At 66.5% G+C, this 17,338-nt stretch carries 18 protein-coding genes and 1 pseudogene; 15 read left to right on the top strand and 4 right to left on the bottom strand.

Annotation, left to right across the window (positions count from 1 at the left end):
• Positions 1-421: 421 nt before the first annotated feature.
• A complete protein-coding gene (parE, locus tag EBB59_RS11925) occupies positions 422-2,311 on the bottom strand; it encodes a DNA topoisomerase IV subunit B (RefSeq protein ID WP_122102373.1) in 1,890 nt (629 codons plus the stop codon).
• A 136-nt stretch (positions 2,312-2,447) separates the two neighbouring features.
• Between parE and EBB59_RS11920 the strand changes: the two genes are divergently transcribed.
• The 8 genes from EBB59_RS11920 (at position 2,448) to truD (ending at position 9,337) form a co-directional block, all read left to right on the top strand.
• The gene (locus EBB59_RS11920) at positions 2,448-2,696 is read left to right on the top strand and encodes a hypothetical protein (RefSeq protein ID WP_122102372.1); all 249 of its coding nucleotides are present in this window, start codon (positions 2,448-2,450) and stop codon (positions 2,694-2,696) included.
• A 252-nt stretch (positions 2,697-2,948) separates the two neighbouring features.
• Positions 2,949-4,634, top strand: a complete 1,686-nt coding sequence (locus EBB59_RS11915; RefSeq protein WP_122102371.1) for a CTP synthase — start codon at positions 2,949-2,951, stop codon at positions 4,632-4,634.
• Complete coding sequence (kdsA, locus tag EBB59_RS11910; protein ID WP_122102370.1) at positions 4,631-5,464, top strand: 3-deoxy-8-phosphooctulonate synthase; 834 nt, start codon at positions 4,631-4,633, stop codon at positions 5,462-5,464. The genes EBB59_RS11915 and kdsA overlap by 4 nt, the downstream gene beginning before the upstream one ends.
• A 24-nt stretch (positions 5,465-5,488) precedes the next feature.
• Positions 5,489-6,775, top strand: a complete 1,287-nt coding sequence (eno, locus tag EBB59_RS11905) for a phosphopyruvate hydratase (RefSeq protein ID WP_122102369.1) — start codon at positions 5,489-5,491, stop codon at positions 6,773-6,775.
• A gap of 9 nt (positions 6,776-6,784) precedes the next feature.
• Positions 6,785-7,126 carry a cell division protein FtsB gene (ftsB, locus tag EBB59_RS11900; RefSeq protein ID WP_122102368.1) on the top strand — a complete coding sequence of 114 codons (342 nt, stop codon included), beginning with the start codon at positions 6,785-6,787 and terminating at the stop codon, positions 7,124-7,126.
• Positions 7,123-7,815, top strand: coding sequence for a 2-C-methyl-D-erythritol 4-phosphate cytidylyltransferase (gene ispD / locus EBB59_RS11895; RefSeq protein ID WP_122102367.1), 693 nt, complete (start codon positions 7,123-7,125; stop codon positions 7,813-7,815). Before ftsB ends, ispD begins: the two co-directional genes overlap by 4 nt.
• Entirely contained in the window at positions 7,812-8,312 is a 501-nt protein-coding gene (ispF, locus tag EBB59_RS11890) for a 2-C-methyl-D-erythritol 2,4-cyclodiphosphate synthase (RefSeq protein ID WP_122102366.1), read from the top strand. The genes ispD and ispF overlap by 4 nt, the downstream gene beginning before the upstream one ends.
• Complete coding sequence (gene truD, locus EBB59_RS11885) at positions 8,309-9,337, top strand: tRNA pseudouridine(13) synthase TruD (RefSeq protein ID WP_122102365.1); 1,029 nt, start codon at positions 8,309-8,311, stop codon at positions 9,335-9,337. The genes ispF and truD overlap by 4 nt, the downstream gene beginning before the upstream one ends.
• 31 nt (positions 9,338-9,368) lie before the next feature.
• On the opposite strand, the gene EBB59_RS11880 is transcribed toward truD, so the two are convergent.
• The gene (locus EBB59_RS11880; RefSeq protein WP_170156560.1) at positions 9,369-9,914 is read right to left on the bottom strand and encodes a Smr/MutS family protein; all 546 of its coding nucleotides are present in this window, start codon (positions 9,912-9,914) and stop codon (positions 9,369-9,371) included.
• 69 nt (positions 9,915-9,983) lie between these two features.
• Here EBB59_RS11880 and surE point away from each other — a divergent pair, with 69 nt between their 5' ends.
• Genes surE through EBB59_RS11860 form a run of 4 tightly spaced genes read left to right on the top strand, consistent with a single transcriptional unit; the run spans position 9,984 to position 12,901 of the window.
• A complete protein-coding gene (surE, locus tag EBB59_RS11875) occupies positions 9,984-10,754 on the top strand; it encodes a 5'/3'-nucleotidase SurE (protein ID WP_122102363.1) in 771 nt (256 codons plus the stop codon).
• On the top strand, positions 10,751-11,416 hold the full coding sequence (locus EBB59_RS11870; RefSeq protein ID WP_170156559.1) for a protein-L-isoaspartate(D-aspartate) O-methyltransferase: 666 nt from the start codon (positions 10,751-10,753) through the stop codon (positions 11,414-11,416). Before surE ends, EBB59_RS11870 begins: the two co-directional genes overlap by 4 nt.
• Before the next feature lie 2 nt (positions 11,417-11,418).
• A complete protein-coding gene (locus EBB59_RS11865) occupies positions 11,419-12,078 on the top strand; it encodes an exopolysaccharide biosynthesis protein (RefSeq protein ID WP_122102393.1) in 660 nt (219 codons plus the stop codon).
• Between the two features lie 43 nt (positions 12,079-12,121).
• Positions 12,122-12,901: a peptidoglycan DD-metalloendopeptidase family protein gene (locus tag EBB59_RS11860; RefSeq protein WP_122102362.1), complete on the top strand. Its 780-nt coding sequence runs from the start codon at positions 12,122-12,124 to the stop codon at positions 12,899-12,901.
• 31 nt (positions 12,902-12,932) lie between these two features.
• Here the strand turns inward: EBB59_RS11860 and EBB59_RS11855 are convergent, their stop codons facing one another.
• Positions 12,933-13,307: an Mth938-like domain-containing protein gene (locus EBB59_RS11855; protein ID WP_122102361.1), complete on the bottom strand. Its 375-nt coding sequence runs from the start codon at positions 13,305-13,307 to the stop codon at positions 12,933-12,935.
• A gap of 22 nt (positions 13,308-13,329) precedes the next feature.
• Complete coding sequence (yhbY, locus tag EBB59_RS11850) at positions 13,330-13,635, bottom strand: ribosome assembly RNA-binding protein YhbY (RefSeq protein WP_122102392.1); 306 nt, start codon at positions 13,633-13,635, stop codon at positions 13,330-13,332.
• A 70-nt stretch (positions 13,636-13,705) separates the two neighbouring features.
• Here yhbY and rlmE point away from each other — a divergent pair, with 70 nt between their 5' ends.
• The 3 genes and pseudogenes from rlmE (at position 13,706) to folP (ending at position 17,315) form a co-directional block, all read left to right on the top strand.
• Positions 13,706-14,335, top strand: a complete 630-nt coding sequence (gene rlmE / locus EBB59_RS11845) for a 23S rRNA (uridine(2552)-2'-O)-methyltransferase RlmE (RefSeq protein ID WP_122102360.1) — start codon at positions 13,706-13,708, stop codon at positions 14,333-14,335.
• A 15-nt stretch (positions 14,336-14,350) separates the two neighbouring features.
• Positions 14,351-16,186 (top strand): annotated as a pseudogene (gene ftsH, locus EBB59_RS11840) (ATP-dependent zinc metalloprotease FtsH); the annotation flags it as partial.
• A gap of 229 nt (positions 16,187-16,415) precedes the next feature.
• The gene (folP, locus tag EBB59_RS11835; protein WP_122102358.1) at positions 16,416-17,315 is read left to right on the top strand and encodes a dihydropteroate synthase; all 900 of its coding nucleotides are present in this window, start codon (positions 16,416-16,418) and stop codon (positions 17,313-17,315) included.
• Positions 17,316-17,338 lie beyond the last annotated feature (23 nt).

Below are 17,338 nucleotides of genomic sequence, written 5' to 3'. Positions count from 1 at the left end.
CGAGCCTCGAAGCGCTGGAGTGTTTCGATCTGTGGAAGGGCGCACATAGCTACGGTGCGTATATTCGCAGTAATTCCGCAAGGGTGAATCCATTTTTCATGTGGACTAAGAATTGGGCGGCCTGGTGATACACCAGGAATTCAAGCGATCTCAATGCGGTGTGAATGCCGGATGCGGCAGTCATCGATGGGTACGGCCGAGTGCCGGGCTAGGGCGCCTGGCGGGCATGTCGGATTGAAGGTGGATTCGCCCGCTTCGGTGTGCACCGGATGACCGGCCAGACGGATGACGGCATGTGCCGGATGACGAGCCGCACTGCCGGTAGCGGCGATTCGATCCTGCCCCGTGGCTGGTTGTTCGCCGGGCGGGGCCGGGTAGCGGCGCCGGCGCTCGGGGCTTGCCCTCGCGCGGCGGCGGGCGCTCAGACTTCCAGCGTCGCCAGGTCGCCCTTTTGCTCCAGCCAGTTCTTGCGGTCGCTGGCGCGTTTCTTCGCCAGCAGCATGTCCATCAGGCCGCGGGTGAGCGCCTCGTCGTCGTTGGTCAGTTGCACCAGACGACGGGTATCGGGATGGATGGTGGATTCGCGCAACTGCTGCGGGTTCATCTCGCCCAGGCCCTTGAAGCGGGTGATCGAAACCGCGCCCTTCATCTTCTCGCGTTCGATGCGCTCCAGCAGCAGGCGCTTTTCTTCCTCGTCCAGCGCGTAGAACACCTGCTTGCCCACGTCCACGCGGAACAAGGGCGGCATCGCCACGAACACATGACCGGCCTCGACCAGTGCCGGGAAGTGGCGCAGGAACAGCGCCGAGAGCAGGGTGGCGATGTGCAGGCCGTCGGAATCGGCATCGGCCAGGACCACGATCTTGCCGTAGCGTAGGCCGCCGATGTCCTCCTTGCCGGGATCGCAGCCGATGGCGACGGCGAGATCGTGCACTTCGTTGGAGGCCAGTACCTGGCCGCTACCGACCTCCCAGGTGTTGAGAATCTTGCCGCGCAGCGGCAGGATCGCCTGGAAATCCTTGTCGCGCGCCTGCTTGGCGCTGCCGCCGGCGGAATCGCCCTCGACCAGGAACAACTCGGTGCGTGAGAGGTCCTGGCTGATGCAGTCGGCCAGCTTGCCGGGCAGGGCGGGGCCTTGCGTGACCTTCTTCCGCACCACCTGTTTTTCGGTCTTGAGCCGGGCCGAGGCACGCTCGATGGCGAGTGCGGCGATTTTCTCGCCCAGTTCGGTATGGGTGTTGAGCCATAGCGAGAAAGCATCGTGCGAGGCGTTCTCGATGAAGCCCGCCGCCTGCCGAGAGGACAGCCGCTCCTTGGTCTGGCCTGAGAACTGCGGCTCCTGCATCTTCAGGCTGAGGACGAAGGCGACCCGGTCCCAGACATCCTCCGGCGCCAGCTTGACGCCTCGCGGCAGCAGGTTGCGGAACTCGCAGAACTCGCGCAGCGCCGCGGTCAGGCCGGAGCGCAGGCCGTTGACATGGGTGCCGTGCTGCGCGGTCGGGATCAGGTTGACGTAGCTTTCCTGCACCAGCTCGCCCTCGGCGATCCAGGCGGCCGCCCAGTCCACCATCTCGGTGTCCTTCTTCATCTGGCCGACGAACAGCTCCGGCGGCAGCGCCTCGGTCTGGGCCAGTTCGCCCTTCAGGTAATCGCGCAGGCCGTCCTCGTACAGCCACTCGCAGCGCTCGCCGCTGGCCTCGTCGAACAGGTTTACGGCCAGGCCGGGACAGAGCACGGCCTTGGCGCGCAGCAGGTGTTTCAGGGCGCGCAGGTTGAATTTCGGCGTGTCGAAGTATTTGGCGTCGGGCAGGAAGCGCACGCGCGTGCCGGTGTTCTTTTTGCCGACCGCGCCGACGATCTCCAGTGCCGAGGCGCGCTCGCCGTCGGCGAACGCCATGTGGTACTCGCTGCCCTCGCGCTTGATCCACACATCGACCCGCTGCGACAGCGCGTTGACCACGCTAACGCCCACGCCGTGCAGGCCGCCGGAAAAGGTGTAGTTGCGATTGCTGAATTTGCCGCCGGCATGCAGCCGGGTGAGGATCAGCTCGACGCCTGGGATGCCTTCCTCGGGGTGGATGTCCACTGGCATGCCGCGCCCGTCGTCGGAGACCTCGCAACCGCCGTCGGCGCGCAGGGTGACTTCGATGCGCCGGGCGTGGCCGGCCAGCGCTTCGTCCACCGCGTTGTCGACGACTTCCTGCGCCAGGTGGTTCGGGCGGCTGGTGTCGGTGTACATGCCCGGGCGGCGTTTGACCGGGTCCAGGCCGGAAAGGACTTCGATGTCGGCGGCGTTGTAGCGGGTGTTCATTCGTGACCGGGCGGCGCGTGAAGGCGGCAAGGATAGGCGATGCGAGGGGCGGGCGGACAGTCCGGTTGCGCGCTTCGTGGCGGATTCAGCCGGCGCGCGTTAGGCTCCGCGCGTTGATCCGCGAGGAGATTGTGTGATGAGGATTCGCAATACCGTGTTGTGGCTGGCCGCCGCTGGCGCATTCGCCCTGTTCGCGGGCAATGCCTTGGCGCAGCAGAAGCAGGGCGACGAGCCGAAGCAGGGCAGCGAGCAGCCCCCGGCTGACCAGAAGGCGGAGGAAAAGAAACGCGCCGAGGCCGAGGCGGCCAAGCAGCGCCGCGCCGAGCGGCGTGCCGCCCGCACCGGTGACGAACGCGAGAAGGAAGAGGACGAGCCGCTCAACTGAGCGCCTCGCCGCCGCACTCACTACACTCGCTGAGTTACGGCCACGAACGCATCGTGCTCGAGTTGAAAAGGCCGCGTCCGGCGCGATGCCGGAGCTGGCCCTGGCGGGGCGGGTTGCCTCGAACGCCGCCTGGTTTCCCAGGGCGATTCGCACGGCTTTGAGCTGCCCGGAGCGGCTGTCCGCTCTCGCGCGGCGTTCCGTCGGCGGTTCCGTATCCGGTAGAATGCCGATTTCCAGCGCGACGCGAACGCCATGATCTCCTCCGCCGCCACGCCCCTGATCTTCGTCACCGGGGGCGTCGTGTCCTCGCTCGGCAAGGGCATCACCGCCGCCTCGCTCGCCGCCATTCTCGAGGCGCGCGGGCTGAAGGTGACGATGATGAAGCTCGACCCCTACATCAATGTCGATCCCGGCACCATGTCGCCGTTCCAGCACGGCGAGGTCTACGTGACCGATGATGGCGCCGAGACCGATCTCGATCTCGGCCATTACGAGCGCTTCGTCAACACCCGCCTGTCGGGCAGGAATTCGATCACCACCGGCAAAATCTACGATGCGGTGATCCGCAAGGAGCGCCGTGGCGATTACCTCGGCGGCACGGTGCAGGTGATTCCGCATATCACCGACGAGATCAAGGCCCGCATCGACGATGCCACCGCCGGTTTCGACGTGGCGCTGGTGGAAATCGGCGGTACCGTCGGCGACATCGAATCGCTGCCCTTTCTGGAGGCGATCCGCCAGATACGCACCGAGCGCGGGCCGTGCGCCGCGATGTTCATGCACCTGACGCTGGTGCCCTACATCGCCGCGGCCGGCGAGCTGAAGACCAAGCCGACCCAGCATTCGGTCAAGGAGCTGCGCTCGATCGGCATCCAGCCGGACGTCTTGATCTGCCGCAGCGAGCAGCCGCTGCCGGAAGGCGAGCGGCGCAAGATCGCGTTGTTCACCAACGTGCCCGAGCGCGCGGTGATCACCGCCGTCGATCTCGACAACATCTACAAGATTCCGTTCTGGCTGCACGAACAGCAGCTCGACCAGATCGTGATCGACCAGCTCCGCCTGGAGAGCAAGGCGTCGAAACGGGCCGACCTGTCCGAATGGCAGGCGGTGGTCGATGCCACCGACCATCCGCTGGATGAAGTCACCATCGCCGTGGTCGGCAAGTACATCGACCATCAGGATGCGTACAAATCGGTGGCCGAGGCGCTCCGGCACGGTGGCATCCGCCAGCGCACGAAGGTCAAGCTGAAGTGGCTGGAATCGCAGGACGTGGAGCGCGAAGGCGCGGCGAACGCGCTGGCCGAGGTCGATGGCATTCTTGTTCCCGGCGGCTTCGGCGACCGCGGTTTCGAGGGCAAGGTGCAGACCGCGCGCTACGCCCGCGAACAGGGCATTCCATATTTCGGCATCTGCTACGGCATGCAGGCGGCGATCGTCGATGCCGCGCGCCACAAGGCGGGACTGGCGGGCGCCAACAGCACGGAGAACGACAAGGCATCGCCGCATCCGGTGATCGGTTTGATCACCGAGTGGCGCACCTCTACGGGCGACGTCGAGCGCCGTAGCGAGGCCAGCGATCTCGGGGGCACCATGCGTCTTGGCCTGCAAGAGCAGCGGTTGAAGGCCGGCACGCTGGCGCACCGGATGTACGGGACGGACGTGGTGGGCGAGCGCCATCGCCACCGTTACGAATTCAACAACCATTACCGCGCCCGGCTGGAGGAGATTGGTCTGGTGTTCTCGGCCAAATCGATGGACGACACCCTGGTCGAGATGATCGAGTGGCCGGATCATCCGTGGTTCCTGGCCTGCCAGGCCCACCCCGAATTCCTGTCGACGCCGCGCGGTGGCCATCCGTTGTTCGTCGGATTCATCCGCGCCGCGCGCGAGCACAGGCACGGCGGCATCGCGCATGACCAGGTGGAGGCGGCGGCATGAAACTCTGCGGTTTCGACGTCGGTCTCGACCGGCCGTTCTTCCTGATCGCGGGTCCCTGCGTGATCGAATCGATGCAGTTGCAGCTCGACACCGCCGGCGAATTGAAGGAAATCACCGACGCGCTCGGCATCCCCTTCATCTTCAAGTCCAGCTTCGACAAGGCCAATCGCACCTCGATTTCGAGTTTTCGCGGCCCCGGCATGGAAGAAGGGCTGAAGGTGCTGTCCGAGGTGAAGCGCCAGCTCGGCGTGCCGGTGCTGACCGATGTCCACGAATACACGCCGATGGACGAAGTGGCCGCGGTGGTGGACGTGTTGCAGACCCCGGCCTTCCTCGTGCGTCAGACCGATTTCATCACCCGTGTGTGCAACGCCTGCAGGCCGGTCAACATCAAGAAGGGCCAGTTCCTCTCGCCGTGGGACATGAAACCGGTGGTGGAGAAGGCCAGATCGACCGGCAACAGCGCGCTCATGGTCTGCGAGCGCGGCGCCAGCTTCGGCTACAACAATCTGGTCTCCGACATGCGTTCGCTGGCGGTGATGCGCGAGACCGGCTGCCCGGTGGTGTTCGACGCCACCCACTCGGTGCAGTTGCCCGGCGGGCAGGGCAGCGCCAGCGGTGGGCAGCGCGAGTTCGTGCCGGTGCTGGCGCGCGCGGCGATGGCGGTGGGCGTCAGCGGCGTCTTCATGGAAACCCATCCCGACCCGGCAAAGGCGCTGTCGGATGGCCCGAATGCCTGGCCGCTCGGCAAGATGCGGGCATTGCTTGAAACCCTGAAGGAGCTGGATGCGATCACCAAGCGCAACGGCTTCCTGGAATCCCAACCCTGACTGACGGAAACCTCCCGAAACGACATGACCACGATCAGCCGAATCCACGCCCGCGAAATTCTCGATAGCCGCGGCAATCCCACCCTGGAAGCCGAGGTCACGCTCGCCGATGGCGGCTTTGGCCGTGCGGCGGTGCCCTCGGGCGCTTCGACCGGCACCAAGGAAGCGGTGGAACTGCGCGATGGCGACAAGACGCGCTATCTCGGCAAGGGTGTGCGCAAGGCCGTCGAAAACGTCAACGGCACCATCGCCGAAGCCCTGGCGGGCATGGACGCGGCCGACCAGCCGGGCATCGATGCGCGGCTGATCGATCTCGACGGCACCGAGAACAAGGGCCGCCTCGGCGCCAACGCGCTGCTCGGCGTCTCGATGGCGGTGGCGCATGCCGAGGCCGCTTCGCGCAAGGAACCGCTGTGGCGATACCTCGCCCATGGCCGCGCGCCGGTACTGCCCGTTCCCATGATGAACATCATCAATGGCGGCGCGCACGCGGACAACAACGTCGACTTGCAGGAGTTCATGATCCTGCCGGTCGGTTTCGACAGGTTTTCCGAGGCGCTGCGCGCCGGCACGGAAATCTTCCATGCGCTGAAGGCGGTGCTGAAGGCGCGCGGTCTGTCCACCTCGGTGGGTGACGAAGGCGGTTTCGCCCCCGACCTGCGCAGTAACGCCGAGGCGCTCGACACCATCATGGAAGCCATCGGCAAGGCCGGCTACAAGGCCGGCGACGACGTCCTGCTCGGTCTCGACGTCGCCTCCAGCGAATTTCACGACAACGGCAAGTACAACCTGACCGGCGAGGGCAAGCGCCTGAGCTCCGAGCAGTTCGCCGATTTCCTCGCCGGCTGGTGCGACCAGTACCCCATCGTCACCATCGAGGACGGCATGGGCGAACACGATTGGGAGGGCTGGAAGCTGCTGACCTCGAAGATCGGCCAGCGCGTGCAACTGGTCGGCGACGATCTCTTCGTCACCAACCCGCGCATCTTCCGGCAGGGCATCGACGCGCAAGTCGCCAATGCCATTCTGATCAAGGTCAACCAGATCGGCACCCTGACCGAAACGCTGGAAGCCATCGCCATGGCCGACGCGGCGAAGTACGCGGCGATCGTCTCGCACCGCTCGGGCGAAACCGAGGACACCACCATCGCCGACATCGCCGTCGCCACCACCGCGACCCAGATCAAGACCGGCTCGCTTTGCCGCAGCGACCGCGTGGCCAAGTACAACCAGTTGCTGCGGATTGAGGAACGGCTCGGCGCGGCGGCGAAGTACGCCGGGCGCGACGCTTTCGTTTCGATCGGGCGCTGAGCCGCGCCCATGTCACGGCGTTGGTACGCATTGGCGGTCGTGCTGCTGCTGGGCCTGCTGGCCTGGTTGCAGTACCGCCTGTGGTTCGGCGCCGGTGGCGAGGGCCAGGTCGATGCCTTGGCTGCCCAGGTGGCGGCGCAGAAAGCCAGAAACATCGAGCTGAAACAGCGCAACGACGCCCTGGCCGCCGAGGTGCGGGATCTCAAGGATCCATCTTCGGGCGGCGCCGCCACCGAGGAGCGCGCGCGCGACGAATTCGGCCTGATCAAGCCCGGCGAGACCTTCTACCGGGTGGTCGATGACGCGCCGCTCCCGGTCCCACGGCCGCTGCCGGAGCCAGAGGGAGAATGAGTGCCGCCTGGTGCGTGATTCCCGCCGCCGGGCGTGGCCTGCGCTTTGGCGGCGAACTGCCGAAGCAGCATCTGGAAGTGGCCGGCAAATCGGTGCTGGCGCACACGCTGGATGCGCTGCTTTCGCACCCGCGCATCACCGGCGCGATGATCGCGCTGGCGCCGGGCGATACCCGTTGGCCGCCCGGTTTCGATTCCATGCACGGTAAGCCGGTGCGGGTCTGCGCCGGAGGCGTCAGTCGCGCGGCTTCGGTGGCCAATGCGTTGGCGGCGCTGCCCGCCGAGGTGGTAGCCGACGCCCCCGTGCTGGTGCACGACGCCGCCCGGCCGAATCTGGCCTTCAGCGATCTCGATGCGCTGTTCGCCGCGCTCGATGCGCACCCGGCCGGCGCCATCCTCGCCGCGCCGGTGCGCGATACCCTGAAGCGTGCCGATGCCGCTGGCGACATCCTCTCGACCGAGCCGCGCGAATCGCTGTGGCGCGCCTTCACGCCCCAGGCGTTCCCGCGTGCGGAACTTTCGCGAGCGTTGGCCGCCGCCGCCGCCGCGGGCATCGAGGCCACCGACGAGTCGATGGCGATGACCCGGGCCGGCGTCCGCGTGCGCTTGGTGGAAGGCCGCGAGGACAACTTCAAGATCACCACCCCCGCCGATCTGGCGCACTTCGCCTACCTGGTATCGCAGCGATGACAGATTCCGCCGCACCCGTGCCCTTCCGCATCGGCCAGGGCTTCGATGTCCATGCCTTCGGCCCCGGCGACCACGTCATGCTGGGGGGCGTCCGTGTACCGCACAGCCAGGGGGTCGAGGCCCACAGCGATGGCGATGTGGTCATCCACGCCCTCTGCGACGCCATGCTCGGCGCATTGGCGCTGGGCGACATCGGGCAGCACTTCCCGCCCACCGACATGCGCTGGAAGGGGGCGGCCAGCCTCGATTTTCTGCGTCATTGCGCTACGCTGCTGCGCGAGCGCGGCTGGCGCGTCGGCAACTGCGATCTCACCGTGATCTGCGAGCGGCCCAAGGTCGGCCCGCATGCCGGGGCGATGCGCGAATGCCTGGCCGCCGGACTCGGCATCGGCGTGGAGGCGGTCAGCGTCAAGGCCACCACCAGCGAAAAGCTCGGCTTCACCGGCCGTGGCGAGGGTATCGCCGCGCAGGCGGTCTGCCTGCTGGTGAGGGCATGAGCGACGCGGCGTCCGGCCTCGCGCGCGCCCATGGCGAGCCATCGTTACGGGCACGGATGCGCGCCGCGCCGGAGGATTTCTTCGTCGAGGAACTCGATGCCTTCGAGCCCAGCGGTAGCGGCGAGCACTTGCTGCTGACGGTCGAGAAGCGCGGGATGAACACCGCGTTCGCCGCGCAGCGCATCGCGCGCTGGGCCGGCGTGGCCGATTCCGCCATCGGATATGCCGGCTTGAAGGACCGCCATGCCGTGACGCGGCAGCGCTTCTCGGTCTGGCTGCCGAAGAAGGTCGCGCCCGACACCGCCGCGCTCGATGGCGACGACTTCAAGATGTTGTCCGCCCATTGGCATGCCCGCAAACTGCCGCGCGGTGCGTTGGCCGGCAACCGGTTCGTGCTGACGCTGCGCGATGTCCGGGGCGAGCACGCGGCGATCGAGGCGCGGCTCGGCGTCATCGGCCAACGCGGCGTGCCCAACTATTTCGGCGAACAGCGTTTTGGCCGCGATGGCGGCAACATCGCCCAGGCGCGGGCGATGTTCGCCGGACGCCGGATGAAGCGTGAGCAGCGTTCGATCCTGCTTTCGGCGGCGCGTTCGGAAATCTTCAATGCCGTGCTGGCCGAGCGGGTCGGGCGCGGCGATTGGGATCGTGGCATCGACGGTGACGTGTTCATGCTCGATGGCAGCCATAGCGTGTTTGGCCCATTGCCGCTCGATGAAGAGATCGAATCGCGGCTGGCCCGTTTCGACATCCATCCCACCGGTGCGATGTGGGGCCGTGGCGCGACGCGCGTGACAGGCGCGGCGGCGGCGCTCGAATCGAACATCGCCGAGTCCCTGCGCGAGCTCTGCGAAGGGTTGGAGGCCGCTGGGTTGAAACAGGAACGCCGCAGCCTGCGCCTGCCGGTGCGAGGGTTGAGTTGGCGCTGGCGGGCGGGGGATACGCTGGAGCTTTCCTTCACCTTGCCGCCGGGCGCGTATGCCACGGTGGTGCTGCGCGAGCTGGGCGAAATCGGCGGCGGATGATCGGCGTGGCCGTTGCCGGCTGTCCCCTGGCTCAAGGCTTGTGTTTCAGCAATACCACCACCGCCCCCGTACCGCCCTGCGCGAGTGGGGCGGAATGAAAGGCGAGCACGTCGGCGCGTTGGCGCAACAGGCGGTCGACCAGATTCTTCAGCACAGGTATGCCTTCGGCGGAGTAGCGGCCCTTGCCGTGGATGATCCGCACGCAGCCGATACGTTCCACCCGGGCGTGGCGCAGGAATTCGCGCAGCCAGTTTTCCGCGGTCCTGGCGTCGAGGCCGTGCAGGTCGAGTTCGTCGCCGGCCGAGAATTCGCCGCGCGCCAGCCGCTTCAACGTACGTGACGGCACTTCGTCGCGGCGATAGGACAGGCTGTCGCCGGCGCCCAGCAATTGCTCGTCGAGTGCGAGGCGGAATTCGCTGCGGGCTTCGCGCTCGTCACGCTCGGCCATCGCCGCGCGCGGCGTCGGGCGCGGTCTCGGTGGCGGGGCGTGATGGCCTCCCAATTCGCGCACCGGGCCGATGGCGGCGCGGAACAGCGCGGCGTCGTCTTCGTCTTCGGGCGGGGGATTTTCCGGCATGCGGCGCATCGTGACACTTTAGCCGCAGGATGGCTCCGGTATCATGACCGCTCCGCAACGAGGAACCGCATGCGCATTCTGGTGAGCAACGACGACGGCGTGGATGCGCCGGGCATCCGCATTCTGGCCGCAGAACTGCGCGCGGCCGGGCACGAGGTCACGGTGGTCGCCCCCGACCGCGACCGCAGCGGCGCCAGCAATTCGCTCACGCTCGACCTACCGATCCGCGTCGTGCGGCTGGACGAAGACACCTGGCGCGTGCACGGCACGCCCACCGATTGCGTGCATTTGGCCTTGACCGGCATCTTCAGTGGCCGCGCCGAGCCGGACATGGTGGTTTCCGGCATCAACAATGCGGCCAATCTGGGTGATGACGTGATCTATTCCGGTACCGTTTCGGCGGCGATGGAAGGGCGCTTCCTCGGCCTGCCGGCGGTGGCGGTCTCCCTGGTCAGCCGCGATCACGACCCGAAGCATTTCGAGACCGCCGCCTGCGCGGCGGTGCGGATCGTCGGCCGTCTTGCCAGCGATCCGCTGCCGGCGGACACCATTCTCAACGTCAATGTGCCGGATATCGCATGGGAAGCGGTCAGCGGCTTCGAGGCGACGCGGTTGGGAAACCGCCACCGTGCCGAAAGCTGCATCGTCGCGCCGGACCCGCGTGGGCGCTCGTTCTACTGGATCGGCCCGGCCGGTCCCGAGCAGGACGCCGGCCCCGGCACCGATTTCGACGCCATCCGTCGTGGCGCGATCTCGGTCACGCCGATCAAGGTCGATCTCACCCGTTACCAGGCGCTGGAGCAAGTGGCCAGCTGGGTGCAGGGTTTCGGCCTGACATGATTTCGCGGATGCGCCTGCATGGGGATGCGCTGGGCGTCGGCATGACCGGCCAGCGCGTGCGCGACCGGCTGATCGAGCGCCTGCGCGAGCAGGGCGTGGCCAACGAGCGGGTGCTGGCGGCGGTGCGCACACTGCCGCGCCATCTGTTCGTCGATGAAGCCTTGGCCGCCCGCGCCTACGAGGATACGGCCTTGCCGATCGGCCACGGCCAGACCATCTCGCAGCCGTGGGTGGTGGCGAAGATGACCGAGGCGGTGCTGGAAACGCAACCGAAGACCGTGCTGGAAATCGGCACCGGCTCCGGTTATCAAGCGGCGATGCTGGCCGTGCTCGGGCTCCAGGTATTCACCGTGGAGCGTATCGGCGACCTGCTGCGCACCGCGCGCAAGCGGTTTCGCAAGCTAGGCATCGAGGTGCGCAGCCGTCACGACGATGGCCGCATCGGCTGGGCCGAGCATGCGCCCTTCGACGCCATCGTAGTCACCGCCGGCGCGGCGGCGCTGGAACCCGCGCTGCTCGAACAACTCGCGCCGGGCGGCACTCTGGTGGCGCCGGTCAACGGTCAACTGCTGCGCCTGCGCAAGTCGGCGGCGGGCGAAATCGAGCAACTGAACCTGGCGCCGGTGAGTTTCGTGCCGTTGCTCGCGGGCATCATCGAATGAACATGAACGAAGACGATATTTCCCTGTCCGCGACCGATTGCCAATCGGCCTCGCTCGGCGAACAGATCGAGCGGGTGATCGAGCAGTTGCCCGAAGACCATCTCAGCCTGGGCAAGCTGCTTGAGATATTCGGGGACGAAGGTCTGCTGATCCTGACGATCCTGCTGACGTTGGTATTCCTGATTCCGGTATCGATTCCCGGCGTGAGCACGGTATTCGGCGCGGGGATACTGATGATCGGCGTGAGCCGGTTGATTGGCAGGCCGCTCTGGTTGCCCGCTTCGCTCAAGACGCGGGCGCTGCCCGCGGAGAAACTCCGCCCCGGGTTGCGCGCCGGCTTGCGCTGGGTGCAGCGCATGGAGCGCATCAGCAAGCCGCATCGTCTCCCCCGCTTGGTCAATGGCCGCGGCATGGCGTTCATCAACAATCTCGCTTTTATCCTGGGCGCCTTGCTGTTGATGGCGCCATTCGGGTTCGTTCCTTTCAGCAACACGCTGCCGGCCGTGGCGTTGCTGCTGCTCGCGGTGGGCTTCATCCAGCGCGATGGCGGTTCCGTACTGCTTGGGCACCTGGCCAACCTTGGCACGGTGATCTACTTCGCTATCCTGATCGGCGGCGGCACCGCCGCGCTCCACCAACTCTGGCAGCACCTTGCCGGATGAGGCACTACCGTTCGAGCAATATGAAAAGGAGCACGAATTGCCCATGAAGCTTTTCCCGTCCCTTGTTTCCGCTCCTCGTCTGGAGGTGTTCGGGTTGTCGGTGGTCTTGCTGGGCCTGTCGGCTTGCAGCAGTTCCGTGGTGCGCACCGAGGGGGCCGCGTCGCGCCCGGCCGTCAAGCCGCAACCACGGATATCGCAGCCGAAATACGGGGCGAGCTACGTGGTGCAGCGCGGCGATACCGTTTATCGCATCGCCACCGGCAATGGCATCACGCCGCTGGATCTGGCGCTGTGGAACAACATTCCGCCGCCGTACACCATTTATCCCGGTCAGCGCCTGCGCCTGTATCCCGGTGGCCTGGCCCCGGCCGCCGGCTCCCGGTCCCCGGTGGCGGCCCGGCCGGGCACGCCGCCGCCGCGCCCGGTGACGCCAGTGCCGCCCGCCAGCCAGTTGAGCTGGCAATGGCCGGTGTCGGGGGGGCAGATCGTTTCCACTTATCTGGCCAACGATCCGACTCGCCAGGGCATCGACATCGCCGGCAATGGCGGCGAAGCGGTGCGCGCGGCCAATGCCGGCGTGGTGGTGTATTCCGGCTCTGGTCTGGTGGGCTATGGCGAACTCATCATCGTCAAGCACAACGACCAGTGGCTTTCGGCCTACGGCCATAACCGTAAGCGTCTGGTCAGCGAAGGGGCGGTGGTCAAGGCCGGCCAGCAGATCGGCGAACTCGGCGGTACCGGCGCGCCGCGCAACATGCTGCATTTCGAGATCCGCCTGAACGGCAAGCCGGTGGACCCGCAGGCGTACCTGCCGAAGCGCTGATGCCTGGGCGGAGTGTCCGGTGTGACGTGCTTCAGGGCGCGAGCAGGAAACCCGCCACGACCCGCCGCCCTTCGCCGGCCAGCACGTTGAAGGTGCGCGCGGCGGCGGCATTCGACATGGATTCGATGCCGACGCCCCGTTGCAGGCAGGCGGCCATCACCTCCGCCGGCGGGAAGTCCTGACGCTCGCCGGTGCCGAGGATCACCACTTCCGGGGCCAGTGCGAGCAGGTCGTTGATCGCCGCGGCATCGAGATCGGCCAGCCGGCGCGGCGGCCAGTTTTCGACCAAGTGGTTGGGCGCAACGATGAAGCTGGCTTCCAGCCGGCGCTCGTTCACCAGCGCCGAACGGCCATCGGCGCCGCGCAGGAAATATTCGAAATCCGGTTTTTCCTCGACCAGATGCACGGCGATACCCGGTTCGGTTCGCTCAGGCGCGCGGCAGCACGATCCGGCGTTTGTCCTTCGAAGGGCGGTACAGCACCGCCGTATGGCCGATCCGCTGTACCAGGGCCGCCCCGACCTTGCTCGCCAGTTTGGCGATCATGCCGTCGCGCGCCTCGCGGTCTTCCGCGCCGACCTTCACCTTGACCAGCTCGTGGTCTTCCAGCAGTTGCGCCAATTCGGCCACCAGCCCTTCGCCGAGCCCCTTGCCGCCCACTTGCAACAGCGGCTTGAGGCCGTGCGCTTCGCCGCGCAGATAACGGGTCTGGGATGGGGTGAGTTCGATGCTCATGTGATACGCGGGCGGATGGGTGATGCGGAGAGGCAGGGTATCATGCGGGCCATTCATACCGGCTCGTTCCATGGCACGCAGCAAATCCAGCCAGCGCTGGCTCAAGGAGCATTTCTCCGACCCCTACGTCAAGAAGGCGCAGGCGGCCGGGTTGCGTTCGCGGGCGGCGTTCAAGCTGGAGGAACTGGTCGAGCGCGACCGCCTGCTCAAGCCCGGCATGGTGGTGGTCGATCTCGGCGCCGCGCCGGGCGGCTGGTCGCAATGGGTGCGGCAGCAGTTGGGCGGCGGTGGACGGGTCATCGCATCGGACATTCTCGACATGCCTTCGCTGGCGGGCGTCGAGTTCCTTCATGGCGATTTCAGGGAGGATACGGTCTTATCCCGGTTGCAGGCCATGCTGGGTGGAGATGAAGTCGATCTTGTGTTGTCGGACATGGCCCCCAATATGACTGGGGTGGATGCGGTCGACCAGGCGCGCGCGATGCACCTGTCGGAATTGGCGATGGCCTTTGCCGACGGCCATTTGCGTACCGGCGGCACCTTCCTCATCAAATTGTTCCAGGGTGTGGGTTTCGACGATTACGTACGCGACTTGCGCCGCCGTTATGCCAAAGTGGCGATCCGCAAGCCCGCGGCTTCGCGCCGCCGTTCCAACGAGGTTTACGCGCTGGCCCAGGGCAAGCTGGCCGAGATGAAATAGACGCCCGGAGATTCCATGAAAGACTTGATGAAGAACATGCTGCTCTGGGTCGTGGTTGCCATCGTGCTGATGATGGTGTTCCAGAGCTTCAGTCCGCGCACGGGCGTCGCCGGCGCCGGCGGCAACGTGGCTTATTCGGAATTCATCCAGGCGGTGCGCGACGACCAGGTGCGCAAGGTCGATATCGCCGACGATGGCCGCAGCATCACTTTCGAGCGCAAGAACAACAGTACCGGGACCACCGTCGCGCCGCGCGACGACAAGATGATGGACGACCTGATCAACCACAAGGTCGAGATCCGTCAGGAAGCGCCGTCTTCCGGCCGCGGCATTCTGCTCACCCTGCTGCTCAACCTGTTGCCGATCGCGCTGATCATCGGCTTCTGGTTCTTCATGATGCGGCAGATGCAGCAGGGCGGCGGCAAGGGGGCGATGTCGTTCGGCAAGTCGCGCGCCAAGCTGCTGACCGAGGATCAGACCAAGGTGACTTTCGCCGACGTCGCCGGCTGCGACGAGGCCAAGGAGGAAGTCTCCGAGCTGGTCGAGTTCCTGCGCGATCCGTCCAAGTTCCAGAAGCTGGGTGGCAAGATCCCGCGCGGCGTGCTGATGGTCGGCCCGCCCGGCACCGGCAAGACGCTGCTCGCCAAGGCGATCGCCGGCGAGGCCAAGGTGCCGTTCTTCTCGATTTCCGGCTCGGATTTCGTCGAGATGTTCGTCGGCGTCGGCGCCAGCCGCGTGCGGGACATGTTCGAGCAGGCCAAGAAGCAGGCGCCGTGCATCATCTTCATCGACGAGATCGACGCGGTCGGCCGCCACCGTGGCGCGGGCCTCGGCGGTGGGCACGACGAGCGCGAGCAGACCCTCAACCAACTGCTGGTCGAGATGGATGGCTTCGAGGGCGGTGAGGGCGTGATCGTGATCGCCGCGACCAACCGCCCGGACGTGCTCGATCCGGCGTTGCTGCGTCCCGGCCGCTTCGACCGCCAGGTGGTGGTCGGCCTGCCCGACGTGAAGGGCCGCGCGCAGATACTGAAGGTACACATGCGCAAGGTGCCGCTGGCCGACGACGTGGAGCCGATGATCGTGGCGCGCGGCACGCCGGGCTTCTCCGGCGCCGATCTGGCGAATCTGGTCAACGAGGCCGCGCTGTTCGCCGCCCGCGAGAACGCCAAGGCGGTGCGGATGGATCACTTCGACCGCGCCCGCGATAAGATTCTGATGGGCGCCGAGCGCCGTTCGATGGCGATGAGCGAGGAAGAAAAGACACTCACCGCCTATCACGAGGCCGGGCATGCCATCGTCGGCCGGATGGTGCCCGAGCACGACCCGGTCTACAAAGTGACGATCATCCCGCGTGGTCGCGCGCTGGGCGTCACCATGTATCTGCCGGAGGGCGACAAGTATTCGCTCAACAAGGTGGCGATCGAGTCGCAGTTGTGCTCGTTGTACGGTGGCCGCGTGGCCGAGGAACTGATCTTCGGTGCCGAGAAGGTCACGACCGGCGCCTCCAACGACATCGAGCGGGCGACCAAGATGGCGCGCAACATGGTGACGAAGTGGGGGCTTTCCGACGAACTCGGCCCGGTGGCTTATCACGAGGACGAGGAGGAAGTGTTCCTTGGCCGCTCGGTCACGCAGGCCAAGCATGTCTCGGACGAGACGGCGCGCAAGATCGACGTGGTGGTGCGTGGCATCCTTGATCGCGCCTATACGCGCAGCACGCAGATACTCACCGATCACATCGACAAGCTGCACGCGATGGCCCAGTTGCTGCTGAAGTACGAGACCATCGACAGCCCGCAGATCGACGCCATCATGGATGGGCGCGAGCCGCCACCGCCGGCCGGCTGGTCGCCGGGTGGCCCGGCCACCGAGGAACCCAAGACGATCAACCTGGGGGGCGTGGAAGCGCCCAGCACCTGAAACGACAGAGCCGGGCATGCCCGGCTCTTTTCTTGTGTGTGGCTCCGTGCGGTGGAGACGGAATTGCCGATGCGTCCGCTTTCGGCGTGGGTATTTCGCTGATTCCGCCATTGGTCATATCGGTTACATTGCGTTCACGCCGAAGCACTGGATCGCCATGTTCGACATTACGCCGCAGCTCGATTGCGCCGGCCGCGCCCTCAAGTTCGATCGCCCGCGCGTCATGGGCATCGTCAACGTCACGCCGGATTCGTTTTCCGATGGCGGCGCGTACGATTCCACCGATGCCGCCATCGCCCATGCGCTGGAGCTGGTGGAGGCGGGCGCGGACGTTCTCGATATCGGTGGCGAATCGACCCGGCCCGGTGCGGAAGAGGTCGGCGTCGAAGTGGAGTTGCGTCGGGTGATTCCGGTAATCGAGACGCTGGCGGGGCGGACGGACGTGCCAATCAGCATCGATACTTCCAAGCCGGAAGTGATGAGGGCGGCGGTGCTGGCGGGCGCGGGCATGATCAACGACGTGTACGCCCTGCGTCGCGAGGGCGCGTTGGCGGCGGTGGCCGAACTCGGCGTGCCGGTGGTGTTGATGCACATGTCGGGCGAGCCGCGCGGCATGCAGGTCGATCCGCATTACGACGATGTGGTGGCCGAGGTGCACCGTTTCCTCGCCGAACGCGTTTTCGCCTGCGAGATGGCCGGCATCGATCGGGGGCGGGTGGTTGTCGATCCCGGCTTCGGCTTCGGCAAGACCTCGGCGCACAACTTGCAGTTGCTCGCGCGGCTCGACCGCTTCGCCGAGTTGGGCGTGCCGTTGTTGGCCGGTCTTTCGCGCAAGCGGACCATTGGCGAGCTGACCGGCCGCGATGTCCCGGCCGAGCGCCTGCACGGTTCGGTGGCGGCGCATCTCGTCGCCGTCCAGCGCGGGGCGAACATCGTGCGCGTCCACGATGTTGCCGCCACCGTCGATGCGTTGAAAGTGTGGGATGCCGTTGCCGCGGTGCCGCTGCCGCGCGTGGAGAAACCATCGCCGGCCATCGCATGGCCGGATGATCCGTAGCGCCCGTTTCCGTCAGCCATCGC

It is taken from the genome of Solilutibacter pythonis (assembly GCF_003697345.1).
In the GTDB taxonomy this organism is placed as follows: domain Bacteria; phylum Pseudomonadota; class Gammaproteobacteria; order Xanthomonadales; family Xanthomonadaceae; genus Solilutibacter; species Solilutibacter pythonis.
The sequence above is the reverse complement of the archived record's forward strand: the minus strand, read 5'-3'. Positions and strand labels throughout refer to the sequence as shown.

Coding starts and splice junctions, on each gene's coding strand:
- EBB59_RS11880 (WP_170156560.1), bottom strand. CDS start 9,914: ATGCCGGAAAATCCCCCGCCCGAAGACGAAGACGACGCCGCGCTGTTC.
- EBB59_RS11870 (WP_170156559.1), top strand. CDS start 10,751: ATGATTTCGCGGATGCGCCTGCATGGGGATGCGCTGGGCGTCGGCATG.
- ftsB (WP_122102368.1), top strand. CDS start 6,785: ATGTCACGGCGTTGGTACGCATTGGCGGTCGTGCTGCTGCTGGGCCTG.
- EBB59_RS11920 (WP_122102372.1), top strand. CDS start 2,448: ATGAGGATTCGCAATACCGTGTTGTGGCTGGCCGCCGCTGGCGCATTC.
- ispD (WP_122102367.1), top strand. CDS start 7,123: ATGAGTGCCGCCTGGTGCGTGATTCCCGCCGCCGGGCGTGGCCTGCGC.
- surE (WP_122102363.1), top strand. CDS start 9,984: ATGCGCATTCTGGTGAGCAACGACGACGGCGTGGATGCGCCGGGCATC.
- yhbY (WP_122102392.1), bottom strand. CDS start 13,635: ATGAGCATCGAACTCACCCCATCCCAGACCCGTTATCTGCGCGGCGAA.
- EBB59_RS11865 (WP_122102393.1), top strand. CDS start 11,419: ATGAACGAAGACGATATTTCCCTGTCCGCGACCGATTGCCAATCGGCC.
- kdsA (WP_122102370.1), top strand. CDS start 4,631: ATGAAACTCTGCGGTTTCGACGTCGGTCTCGACCGGCCGTTCTTCCTG.
- EBB59_RS11915 (WP_122102371.1), top strand. CDS start 2,949: ATGATCTCCTCCGCCGCCACGCCCCTGATCTTCGTCACCGGGGGCGTC.
- ispF (WP_122102366.1), top strand. CDS start 7,812: ATGACAGATTCCGCCGCACCCGTGCCCTTCCGCATCGGCCAGGGCTTC.
- EBB59_RS11860 (WP_122102362.1), top strand. CDS start 12,122: ATGAAGCTTTTCCCGTCCCTTGTTTCCGCTCCTCGTCTGGAGGTGTTC.
- folP (WP_122102358.1), top strand. CDS start 16,416: ATGTTCGACATTACGCCGCAGCTCGATTGCGCCGGCCGCGCCCTCAAG.
- rlmE (WP_122102360.1), top strand. CDS start 13,706: ATGGCACGCAGCAAATCCAGCCAGCGCTGGCTCAAGGAGCATTTCTCC.
- parE (WP_122102373.1), bottom strand. CDS start 2,311: ATGAACACCCGCTACAACGCCGCCGACATCGAAGTCCTTTCCGGCCTG.
- truD (WP_122102365.1), top strand. CDS start 8,309: ATGAGCGACGCGGCGTCCGGCCTCGCGCGCGCCCATGGCGAGCCATCG.
- eno (WP_122102369.1), top strand. CDS start 5,489: ATGACCACGATCAGCCGAATCCACGCCCGCGAAATTCTCGATAGCCGC.